Raw genomic sequence first — 12,027 nt, 5'->3', positions numbered from 1 at the left:
ATTCAATCTACTGGAATATCGGGAATAAAATCGACTGTTGCACCCATTCCTTTTTGAGAAACTAAATAGCTATCGAAAGCGGAAATTACTCCATCACCATTGATATCAGCAACAATTTGAGGATTTGTCCGAGCGAAATTTGTGAGACCATTACTAATCCCTGTAGCTAATTGAGAGATTTGATAAGCGTCTACGGCAGTGTAATTAAGATCGCCGTTGCTGTCTCCCAGATAAGCAACTTGCTGATATGCAGAGTCTCCAATTGCTGCAATCTCTCCATTATTGAGTTCAACTGCTTCTAGGTATAAGATTCCCGATCTGTTAATGCTTGCTGTATTGGGAATGCTGGCTTGTAATTGAACTAAATCAATTTCTCCTGATGTTAAAGGTGTTGTTCCTGATAAAGAAATAATAGCTGTGCCTTGGTTACTGAGGTCTTTAGTGGTTAAAGTCCAATCTTCGCCAAGTTCTGGGTTCACTGTAACATCTTCTACCGTTATAATATTTGCATCGTAGACAAAGGTAAAGTCTACTTGGGTGACTTCTGCACCATTATCTAAAGAAATGGCGATACCTTCAGAATCGAGAGAGGAATTAATCCTTTGTCCAATTCCTCTGCTAAAATCATCAAGACTTAAAACTCTTTGTTCGGTTTCTTCTACTGTAAATTGAGTAACAAAATTATCTCCTGCAATCCCATCCACATCGCCATCTAGTAATTCCCCCGTACTAGAGGTAAAACCATCACCCCGACTAAAGAGAGTGAGGGTGTAATCATCTGGTGCTAGCACACCATCATTTTTAATAAAGGTTAAACTACGATCGCTTTCTCTGGCAAGTAAAGAACCCGTTATCACTTTTCCTGTACTGTCGCTGACTAATCGAACATCAGGGATATCTGCATCGGGGTTAGTACCTTGATACAAGTTGATATTATTTGAATTAAAGTCTTGATTAAATTGAATTGTAAACCCACTAGCAGTAGGTATTACTTGAGATTGGAAAGGAAAATAAATCTCAATATCTTCTGTGGTTAGGGGTTCGTCGTTGACTACTATGACGGTGCTGGTATCTCTCAGGGTGATTTCGGTAAATAAATCTGTGGAGTCGGAAACTGTTCCCGTATCGGTAATAGCAGCAATAATTTCACTGGGTTCGTTGAGATCGTAGGTATCCGTTTCAAAGTTATACCTAGCGGAAACAGCGATTTTATCTTCTCCATTGATAAAGTCATTAATACGATCGCTACCAAAATTAAAACCCAATTCAAAGCGATCGCTTCCAGTTTCTCCTATTAGAGTATCATTATTTCTGCCACCTTCTATAGTATCGTTTCCTACTTGACCAAATAGGGTATCCGAACCATCTCCACCCCGTAAAACATCATCTCCCACATCACCTCGTAACTCATCTTCGTCACTATTCCCTAAAAGAGAGTCATTTCCTTCTCCACCTAATAAAGTATCGTTATCGTTATCTCCTCTAATGGTGTCGTTGCCAATATCTCCTAGAAGAATATCTGCTTCTGCTCCGCCAAATAATAAATCGTCTCCTGCTTCTCCTAATAAGCTATCATTCCCTACTCCGCCCAATAATTCATCTTCTCCTGCATTACCAAATAAAGTATCATTGCCTTCATCTCCTAACAGGGTGTCATTGCCTGAATTACCTTGAATTTCATCATTTCCTGCCAAACCATTAAGTCTTTCATCAATAGCTGCACCAAAAATAAAATCTCCTTCAGCAGTACCAATTTCAGGATGCGAACCTTGTTTGGTAAAACCTGCAATTTGATAGCCGATATCTGCCAAAATGGCTAAATCGAGGTCTGTAGGCGATCGTCTATCTGAGATAATGTCAGAGTCTAAAATTAGACTCTCTCCTGTAAAATCTGCTGCAATATAGTCTAAATTAGCCTCTAAAGGAATAGGATTGCCATTATTAACTTCTCTAGCATTAACCCCATTAAAAGCACCATCAGCAGCTAAAGAATCAAAAATAGGAGCAGTTCCCACCCCTAAAACTCGACCAATTTCTCGGAGTGCGACACTCACAAAATCGACTCGGTCAGGATTAGGATTATCGAGGCTAAAATCCCATTCTCGATCTGGATTCGTCGCCAAAGAAATCGTTCCTACCCAGGGTTCAAAGTCCGTAACTACACCTTCACCGCGAAAATCACCACTGATGCGTCGTTGAAAAATATCTCCCTGTATATCATCTCCATGATACTGAGCTTGAGCCAAAGAATTATTACTTTCTGTCCCGACTCCATTAAAAGGTTCTGGGGATACACCAACGAAAATCACTAAATCTTCTATTGCTTCTTCTAAAACAATAGTTTCTGTTGCTCCTGTTTGAGGATTTTGAATAGTAATTTCTGTATTTGCAGGAACTTCAGTAAAATCGTCTTGTATTAGATTCGACCAAATATTTCCTGCTAGGTTTAACGCTATTCGACGTTCTTCCGTGAAAAAACCTTCTGTATCAAAACGATAATCAAATTTAATTTCCATACATATAGACAATAAATTTATTTTAAAAATTGGTATTTATTAGGAATAATATTCTGCTTGAGGACAATTGAAGGGAGGAAATGCTGCTGGCTAAGCAGCATATTCCACTCCCGTGTTGGGTATTTTTTAGCCAATACTATCCATAACAGTCTGTAACTTTACAGATATTTAACATTTATGATGGGTTGCTTATTTGTTATTTCACACTTATTAGTTCAATGAAAAGAATAGCTATTATTAAATTTATATTGTATAAAAAAGCGTTAAATTGTTCAAAATATTCTGTTTTTTTGGTTATACTAATTCTCATGTATTAATTAATGGTCGAAATCAAAAGATTTTAACCAATCTAGTAACAACCTGAAAGTCAAAGAATTCCTAATTCCCAATCTCCAATACCCCAATTGCAAACACAACCGAACACTCTTATTACCAACAATAAATAGTATTAGCCTATGTTGATACAGGTTTTTGATACGCCGATTTTAAGTGGTTAAAAACATTATCTCATTCTCAATACTATTAACTATTAACAACTTCTAATGACTGAAAATCTCCTGACAGGAAGCTATTGCGACATACATGACGCTGAATCTTGCCACTAGAAGTTTTAGGAATACTACCAGGTTTTAGTAATAGAATACGGTGAGTTTGTAAATCATGATTTTGAGCAATTTGGCGACGAATCAACTGCTTCAAATCAGGTTTTTCTAGGTTATTTGTAGACGCTTTATTTGATTGAGATTTATTTCTGCGATCCCAATAACGACGTTCAATTTCTGAGAGAATAACTAATTTTTCTTCTCCTGTCCCATCAACTACAAAACTAGCTGTACCACCAGGTCTAATAAAATCGCTGCTAGCTTCTACAGTTCTTTCGATATCTTGAGGATAATGGTTGCGACCTTTGATAATAATTAAATCTTTTAAGCGTCCTGTGACAAATAATTCTCCTTGCTGGATAAATCCTAAATCTCCAGTACGTAAAAAATGGGCTGATTCTCGGTTTTTAATTTGAGCTTTAAAGGTCTTTTCTGTGGCTTGAGGTTGATTCCAATAGCCATGAGCAATACTAGAGCCAGAAACCCAAATTTCGCCGATTTCTCCTGGTTTACAGGGTTGCATAGTATCGGAGTTGATAATGGTGACTGTTTGATCTGGTAAACTATGACCACAACTTACTAAGATACGAGTATTCGGCGTTTCTGTTTCAGAAATCGCTATTTTATTTTGTTCTAACTGTTTACTATCAACGATTTTGGTCAGTGGCTTGCTTTGTTTGACTCCCCCAGAAATGATCAAAGTAGCCTCCGCCATGCCATAACAGGGATAAAAGGCTGATTCTCGAAAACCATAGGGTGCAAAAGTCTTAGTAAATTTTTCTATTGTTTCGTAATTAATCGGCTCTGCACCATTGAACGCAACATCCCAACTACTTAAATCTAAATCTGTAAACGATTCTGGCTTAAATTTCTGCACACATAAATCATAAGCAAAATTAGGGCCTCCACTGGTGGTAGCTTTATAGTGAGAAATTGCTTTTAACCAGCGTAAAGGATTTTGTAAAAACATTAAAGGAGACATTAAAGTTACGGGAAAATCACCGTAAAGTGGTTGCAGAATTCCCCCAATTAGTCCCATATCGTGATAAGGAGGTAGCCAAATAACTCCTTGACTTTGAGAATGATGTTGAAAGCAAGAGTGAATCGCTTCTAAATTGTGTAATAGATTGTGGTGAGATATTTTAACTCCTTTTGGTTCAGCAGTTGAACCCGAAGTATATTGTAGAAAGGCTAAATCATCTTGATAGATCGCTGTTTCTTGCCATTTTTGAGCATATTTAAGCTCTAAGTTATCTGTAGCTAACCAACGCAGGGTTTTTAACTCAGGAATACGATCTGCTTTTTTTTGGAGATTAGTGATAATAGAATTAGTAGTGAGAGCTAAAGCTGGTTCGGCAGATTTAATAATACTCTGAATACGGTCAATAGAGCGATTAGGACGGGGTGGATAGGCAGGAATAGCGATCGCTCCTCCATATAAACAACCAAAAAAAGCTTCGATAAAACCCAAACCAGGAGGATAAAGCAACAAAACTCTGGCTTGAGGCTGACAAAGAGATTGAATATAAGTAGCAATGGCTTGAGCTTTCTGTTCTAATTGAAGATAAGTGAGATTAATCTTTTCACTTTCTCCATCAACTAAAAAGGTATAGGCAACTTTATCTGGTTGTAAAGCAGCCCTTTGTCTGAGAACATCAACTAAAGTATTCGCTGGAATTTTTTTTTCTAAACCACTCATTCACTTTTGCTTTTTAGAGTCAAAGATTACTCTGTCACGACTTATTCTTGTTACCAAAAAATAATTAAGGTAAGAGTTATCGATCGCAAAACAGAGACTACCGTGACCTTTGGTCAAGTTATACCATATCCTATTAATTGAATACTGTAAGGTATTTGGCTACTATTTATTTGTCGCTTTCGGGAAATGATGAGGGATGAGGGATGAGGGATGAAGTATGGCAATCAACCATGATAAATAATTAGCAATTAGCAATTAGCAAACGAACTAATCAACTATGACATGAAACCAATCAATTGAAAACGCTCGACAACTAGCAACTAACCATTAACCATCTCGATCCCGCTTGACGGGATTAACAACACTTGAGTGTTTATTTCTGCTCATTCTAGATTCTGAAATAAAGGAGTGCTTAAATAACGTTCGCCAAAACTAGGTTGAATTACCACGATCAACTTATCTTTATTTTCTGCTCTTTGACCTACTTTAATGGCAGCAGCCACCGCAGCACCAGAAGAGATACCTGATAATAAACCTTCTTCTCTGGCTAAACGACGACCGTATTCAAAAGCCTCATCATTGGTAATAGTGATAATTTCATCGATTAAATTGACTTTAAGTACTTCAGGGATAAATCCTGCACCAATACCCTGTATTTTATGTCCTCCTGGGTTTTTTCCAGATATTACCGCGCTATCTGTGGGTTCAACTGCGATCGCCTGAAACCCCGATCTGCGTTGTTTTAGTACTTCGGCAACTCCTGTGATTGTTCCCCCTGTACCCACTCCAGCAACAACAATATCCACATTACCATCAGTATCCCGCCAAATTTCTTCGGCAGTAGTCATACGGTGAATTTCTGGATTAGCAGGGTTTTGAAACTGTTGAGGCATATAAGCATCAGGAATATTTGAAGTTAGCTCCTCTGCTTTTTCAATCGCTCCTTTCATTCCCGCCATTGCAGGGGTTAACTCTAGTTTGGCACCATATGCTTTTAACATGGCTCTTCTTTCTAAGCTCATGCTTTCTGGCATAGTGAGAATTAGTTTATAGCCTTTAGCTGCTGCTGCCATTGCCAAGGCAATCCCTGTATTACCAGAAGTAGGTTCAACAATAATTGTTTTATCAGGGGAAATTTTACCTGCTTTTTCGGCTGCATTAATCATATGGACTCCAATGCGATCTTTTACCGAAGAAGAGGGGTTCATACTCTCCAGTTTAACGACAATTTCGGCGATGCATCCTTCTGTTTGGGGAAGAGAATTTAAGCGCACTAAGGGAGTACGACCAATTAATTCGGTAATGTTGTTAGCAATACGCATGGATCTGATTAGTTTAATTACTTAATACGTGATGATTATTCTAATTTTATTGAAAAATGAATTTCCGTAACTTGAAAAATTGCTAAGAAATAAGCTTTCTAGGCATTTTACTGATTGCTGTTTTAATCTCAAACTGTATCGCAAGATATTTTTGTACTACTTTGTCAGGATTTTGCTTCTGCAAATCCACCAATGGAATTAAAAGGCATTTATTCAATTCTTACTCAAAAGATTAGCTTCTGGTTAGCTCTCAAATATTTTATATAGAAGGGATATGGAAAGGTTGCAAAACTTTGTGGTGCGTGAGTTTTATTCTCTTTGTTCTTATGAATGCCGTTGTTAAACGATTATTTAAGTTGGTTATCCATAGTCAACACGGGAGTGGAATAGCGCGACAGTCTTGCAGAAGGGTTTCCCGACCCAGAGAACTGTCGCCAGAATGCTCATCACGCCGAGAGCATTTCCTCCCGTCAAATTTTTGATTTTTACAAACAGTCTCTTTATGGCTCTTTTTCATTAACGATATAGAATTGCTATATTTTGCCAACTCTTCTACTTCTTAGGTTAAACTTTAAATAAACTGAAAACTCTTGATTGAGATTTCATTTAATTCATAAGATATCGAAAATTTTATTTAAACAGTGGATAAATATAAAGTTCTTAACATTTATGTTTATTAATTAACGTTGGCTTCAAAAACAAATTCAGTAAATTCTAGCATTGTCTATCTTGTTTCTTCTTGTTAGTATTAGAAAACTAATATGATTTAATTTTCAGTTCAGTATAATACTATATTGATTCTTCAGCTAACAAAAAATAGCCTACTTTTTCAGACCCAAATAGTGAGTTATTCCGAATAAGTTTAAAATCAAGTATTATACTGAGTTTTTTTTTATTACAAACAAGAGAAATATTCAAAGAATAAAAAAGCTCTAAAATCTTAGCTATAATAAAAGTTTCAGAGTGCAGGCAAATTAGTAGAAGCAAAATCCTTAGCTTACTTGGTTGAACTATACAGAGTTAATCTCGATCCGCTTATTTTTTATTTAACAATCTATTTTGAGACTGTACAAAATATCTTTATCTTCTGTATAAGCTTTTAATTATCACGCTTAATCTGTGACGGTTTTGAGGAGTGTTCAGAATTCCTTGAGAGGGACTGAAGAGAAAGGCTAACATAAAGCAACTAAAGATCGTCATTACAATAGCTGCACCAGAGGGTAAATCGCAATAGTAGCTAATATACATCCCGCTAATACTAGAAAATATGCCAATAATTGCGCCAACAATCATCATTTGATAAAGCTCTTTAATTAATAGATATGCTGTAATTGCAGGGCCAACTAATAAAGACATTACCAGTAATACCCCCACAGTTTGCATACTAGCGACAATGGTTAAGGTGATGGCACAAATTAAACCAAAATAAAGCAATTTTACAGGAAGCCCACAAGCTTTTGCTCCAATAGGATCGAAAGTATAAAATTCTAATTCTTTATAAAATAATTTAGTTACAACAACAATAAATATAGTTATAATTGCTGTTTGCCAAACATCTTTAGCAGTAACCCCTAAAATATCACCAAATAAAATACTACTAAGATCGATTTGATTGGTTTTTAAAAGATTAATTAAAATAATTCCTAAAGCTAAAAAACTACTAAGAGTAAGTGCCATAGCCGAATCCACTTTTATCTGCGATCGCGTTTCGATTCCCATTACTAATAAAGCACTTAAAATTCCTGCAATAAATGCTCCAATAGCTAAATTAATTTCTAAGAAAAAAGCAATTGAAATTCCTGGCAACACAGCATGGGCAATTACTCCTCCCATCATTCCCATCTGCTGCAAAATTAAATAACTACCCACAATTGCACTGAGAATTCCTAAGAAAAACCCAATTGCGATTGCTTGTCTCATGAAGACGAAGCTAAGAGGTTCAGTGAGCCAAACGATCAAGGATGAGGGATGAGGGATGAGGGATGAAGTATAGCGATCGATCACAATAAATAATTAGCAATTAACAACTAACCACCGTACAGACGCGATATATGAGGGGCTGTACCCACTAACAATTAGAAACTAACAACTAACAAGTTTACCGTAAGTCTGTTGAATATTTTGATTTGTTAATACCCGTTTACGCTCTCCTACTGCGATTAATCTTTGATTTAGTAATAGTAATTGGTCGTAATTAGCTATAGTTTTTCCTAGATCGTGGCTAATCACTAATAAGGTTTTTTGCTGTTGTTTTAGCTCTTGAAAAACTTCAAAAATAATCTCTTCAGTACGATAATCTATATTGTTAAATGGTTCATCAAAAAAGAACAAATCTGCTTCTTGAGCGATCGCTCTTGCTAGGAAAACTCGTTGTTGTTGTCCTCCCGATAAATCCCTAATTTGATGTTGACGAAATTGAGTCATACCCACTCTTGACAAGGCACGCTCAACTATTTCGCGAGAATTACGAGAAGGCTGTTTAAACCAACCTGTTGCGGGAATTCGACCCATCATTACTACTTTTTCCACAGTTACGGGGTAATCCCAATCGATTTTGTTGCGCTGAGGAACATAAGCTACTTTTTTTAGTTGACGCTTGAGGGGTTGAGAGTCATAGCTGACTGCGCCTTTTGCTATTGGTACAAGTCCTAAAATACCTTTGATTAAAGTACTTTTTCCCGCACCATTAGGCCCAAATAATCCTGCAATGTGTCCAGGCTGTAAACGAAAAGAAATACCGTCAATTGCCCATCTGTTGCGATAATTAACAGCTAAATCACAGACTTCTAGCATCAATAACTAAAAAATAGAATGAGTATGATTATCATTGTATAATGAAAACCGTTATCATTGCCACCAGTATTTATCTTTAAATTTATCGGTGTTGCTGAATGAGTAATGATTTAGGCGAGGGTAACTTCTTGTTCTAGGGTAAGTTGCATTTAATATTTGTAGTGATCCAGATCGTTTGATATTTTCCTGGAGATACTTACAATTAAGTCATTTCCCATAATTGTAATTACGTTCGTGAATAAAAAAGAAGCGATTCAGTTACTCAATAATGAAGGCTGGACAAAAGCAGATGCACAAAGAGCATTAGAGTTAATTAATCTTCAAGCTGATTCGGATGTTGATGAAATTATAATTCGTCGTGCTATCTCAAAATTTGCTGGTTCTGAATTAGTTAAGCGTCAGCGTCTTCAAGCTGCTCAAAAAGCCATGGTAACTAAGAGAAATAAAGAAATTAAAAATTATATTTTTCAACTTGAAAAATTACAAAATAAAAAAGCAACAAACACGAATGATAATAGTTTTCAGGCTGAACTAGAAAAACAAATTAAAAAGCTAACAAACGATAATGAAGAATTAATTAAAGCTAATAAAATACTACAAAAAGATAATAAAGATTTAAAAAATATCGTTGATGCTATCAAACTTAGATTGACGATTGAAACTAAGCATTTACTTCAGTTTAATAATATCAATGAAATCAAAAAAGATTTAGTTAAGTTATTAAAATCAACTTTAGGATAAATACTTCTCTCATGGTCAAGAAGAAACTAAAAGCAAAAACTTTTCAGGGAATGAATTATCGAAAAGTTCAGCGTAAAAATTCTCGTAACCGTAATTTATTAATTAGAGAAAATCAAAAATGGCTCAAAAATAATGGATATCGTAATATTGGCTGGAATAATGTAATTAGTCTATATCAAGCAATTGCTGAGTTACAGCGCAAAGAACAAATTAGCGAGTTCAATCTTGAAGAATTATTTTTAGAAGCAGATCGTATAGGAAATAAATATTTTAGCCAACAAGAAATTCACAACAAACAACAAAAAATAGCTCAAGAACTTAATGAAATTACGGAAATCATTGATTATCAGTTCCCTGACAATAAAATAGAAATTGTTGATTACAGCTAAAATAATCGCAAAATATCTCAAAAAAGAAACAGAATAAAAGCAAGATGAATTTAGAAAATATAGAGAAAAAAAACTTACCAGAATTATTTAAACTAGCTAATAAAATCGGCAAAAAACGATATCATAGATTAACTGCTCAAGATTTTGAAGATTATCTGCAATTTAATTCCTGGCGGTATATTAATGGTGATTATGAATGCGGAACGACTTTAGAAAGTAAAAAATGGGTCAAAGATAATTCTGACTGGTATTGTCCTATTTGTAGTGAAAAATATCAAGAACGCGGAGGAAAAACCATAGATCATAAATTACCGCGATCGCAATATCCTTGGTTATCAATGGAGTTTCAAAACCTCTGGGTTATTTGCCAAGAATGTAATAAAGAGAAAGGAGAAAAACATTGGTATGAATACGAGCAATATATATTTTTACACTATCCTAATGATTACCCCATAATCAAAGCTGCACGTCCCAGACAATTGCTTGATTCTCTTAAAGGTAATTCCGATGTTTAATTTAAGTGTTATGTATATAATGTTCGAGAAGTCAACAAAGCAATTAAAATTACATAGTAAAGTTGCAATTTTGTAATTAGAATTGTTAAAGAAATAATTATGGTTTTTCTTTACTCTCAGACTAAACATTCCTTAATTCCTCAAGCTGACTCTGAAGAAAATTTAGTTTTAGCTCAGGAAACAAAAGAATTTCGTAATCAATTTTTCCCTCTGCTTCATAACAAGATTACAGAAATGTCTGCTGCCTATTCTGAGTCTGATGATTCAGAGATAGTGTACCGTGATATTCGTCGTCAATTAGATAAAATTCCAGAAGTACAAGCAGCCCATCAACGCCGTAGAATCTTACAAGATCGTCTTTGGAAAAGGGTGGCAATTGACCTTAAAAGCGATCGCGCTCGGTTAATTAAAGAATGGGAATCTTCTCAAAATATTAATCAAGGAAATGTCGAATTGAATTCAGATTTTGACTATCCTCGTCATCAATTAAAAGCTGACATTCATCGAATGCCTGGGGGTTATCTGCAAGATGATAATAACTCGGATTTTTGGACAGGAGCAACCTACGATCATGGTGTTTTTCTTTATGGAATGGGTTGGTTTGGAGGTTTAAATGATGAATTAGGACATACCTTAATTAATAATGTTTTATTAAAATATTATCCAGAATTGACTCCACAAAAGATTCTAGATATGGGCTGTTCCGTAGGACATAGCACTCTTCCTTATGTTTCAAAATACCCTAATGCAGAAGTGTGGGGAATTGATTTAGGGGCATCATTATTAAGGTATGCTAGTGCTAGAGCTAAAGCACTAAATAAAAAAGTTTATTTTGCTCAACAAAATGCAGAAAAAACTAAATTTGCTGATAACTCTTTTGATTTAGTTGTTAGTCATATCTTGTTACATGAAATTCCCTGTGGTGCTAGAAAAAAAGTATTTGCGGAAAGCTTTCGCTTGCTAAAAAAAGGTGGGATAATGATTCATTTAGAAAGTCAATTATTTTTATCTCCACCCAACATGGTTGCTCGTTATTTTCGAGATACTGAAGTTTGGGTTAATTCTGAACCCTATTTAGGCTCTTCTAAATTGGAGGATTTTGAGAAATACAGCTTATCTGCTGGATTTGATTTGGCAGATTTTCAAATCTATCGTGTTCCTGCTTACTATGCACAACAAAGAGGAGAAAAGAAAGCAGGATGGATGGCTCTTTGTGCAACAAAACGTTAATCTTAATCTAGAATAGAAGTGTTTAGTAGCGATCCCAAATTCATTTAGTAAAACCCCCAATAAATATTCAGTGTAGAGACGTATCATGATACGTCTCACTGTTTAAAGGTTTCATCTATAAACTGGTTATGTGATTCGGATTTGAGATGATTTATGGCGTTACGGTAAATTCTGGATAAAATAGCTAAGGACATGATGGCATTTACACTTAGCACCCCCA

General features: G+C 35.5%; 9 protein-coding genes. 4 read left to right on the top strand and 5 right to left on the bottom strand.

All coding sequences use genetic code 11. The features are described from left to right. Positions 1-2: 2 nt before the first annotated feature. From H1P_RS10815 to H1P_RS10795, 5 genes are all read right to left on the bottom strand, one after another. The gene (locus tag H1P_RS10815) at positions 3-2,516 is read right to left on the bottom strand and encodes a calcium-binding protein (RefSeq protein ID WP_144867073.1); all 2,514 of its coding nucleotides are present in this window, start codon (positions 2,514-2,516) and stop codon (positions 3-5) included. 522 nt (positions 2,517-3,038) lie between these two features. Next, a complete protein-coding gene (locus H1P_RS10810; RefSeq protein WP_144867071.1) occupies positions 3,039-4,817 on the bottom strand; it encodes a fatty acyl-AMP ligase in 1,779 nt (592 codons plus the stop codon). 383 nt (positions 4,818-5,200) lie between these two features. Then, on the bottom strand, positions 5,201-6,139 hold the full coding sequence (gene cysK, locus H1P_RS10805; protein WP_144867070.1) for a cysteine synthase A: 939 nt from the start codon (positions 6,137-6,139) through the stop codon (positions 5,201-5,203). 1,080 nt (positions 6,140-7,219) lie between these two features. After that, on the bottom strand, positions 7,220-8,059 hold the full coding sequence (locus H1P_RS10800) for a metal ABC transporter permease (protein ID WP_186375928.1): 840 nt from the start codon (positions 8,057-8,059) through the stop codon (positions 7,220-7,222). Positions 8,060-8,221: 162 nt separating this feature from the next. Then, positions 8,222-8,932 (bottom strand): metal ABC transporter ATP-binding protein, encoded by a 711-nt coding sequence (locus H1P_RS10795; protein WP_144867068.1) that lies wholly within the window; start codon positions 8,930-8,932, stop codon positions 8,222-8,224. Positions 8,933-9,166: 234 nt separating this feature from the next. On the opposite strand from H1P_RS10795, the gene H1P_RS10790 reads away from it, so the two are divergent. The 4 genes from H1P_RS10790 (at position 9,167) to H1P_RS10775 (ending at position 11,807) form a co-directional block, all read left to right on the top strand. Further along, the gene (locus tag H1P_RS10790; RefSeq protein ID WP_144867066.1) at positions 9,167-9,673 is read left to right on the top strand and encodes a hypothetical protein; all 507 of its coding nucleotides are present in this window, start codon (positions 9,167-9,169) and stop codon (positions 9,671-9,673) included. Positions 9,674-9,684: 11 nt separating this feature from the next. Continuing rightward, positions 9,685-10,062: a hypothetical protein gene (locus H1P_RS10785; RefSeq protein WP_144867064.1), complete on the top strand. Its 378-nt coding sequence runs from the start codon at positions 9,685-9,687 to the stop codon at positions 10,060-10,062. A gap of 44 nt (positions 10,063-10,106) precedes the next feature. Continuing rightward, the gene (locus H1P_RS10780; RefSeq protein ID WP_144867062.1) at positions 10,107-10,577 is read left to right on the top strand and encodes an HNH endonuclease; all 471 of its coding nucleotides are present in this window, start codon (positions 10,107-10,109) and stop codon (positions 10,575-10,577) included. A gap of 99 nt (positions 10,578-10,676) precedes the next feature. Continuing rightward, positions 10,677-11,807: a class I SAM-dependent methyltransferase gene (locus H1P_RS10775; RefSeq protein WP_144867060.1), complete on the top strand. Its 1,131-nt coding sequence runs from the start codon at positions 10,677-10,679 to the stop codon at positions 11,805-11,807. The last annotated feature ends 220 nt before the right edge of the window (positions 11,808-12,027 follow it).

Origin of the sequence: Hyella patelloides LEGE 07179, from assembly GCF_900659865.1 — a bacterium.
GTDB lineage: Bacteria > Cyanobacteriota > Cyanobacteriia > Cyanobacteriales > Xenococcaceae > Hyella > Hyella patelloides.
This window is presented reverse-complemented; position numbering and strand designations above follow the sequence as displayed.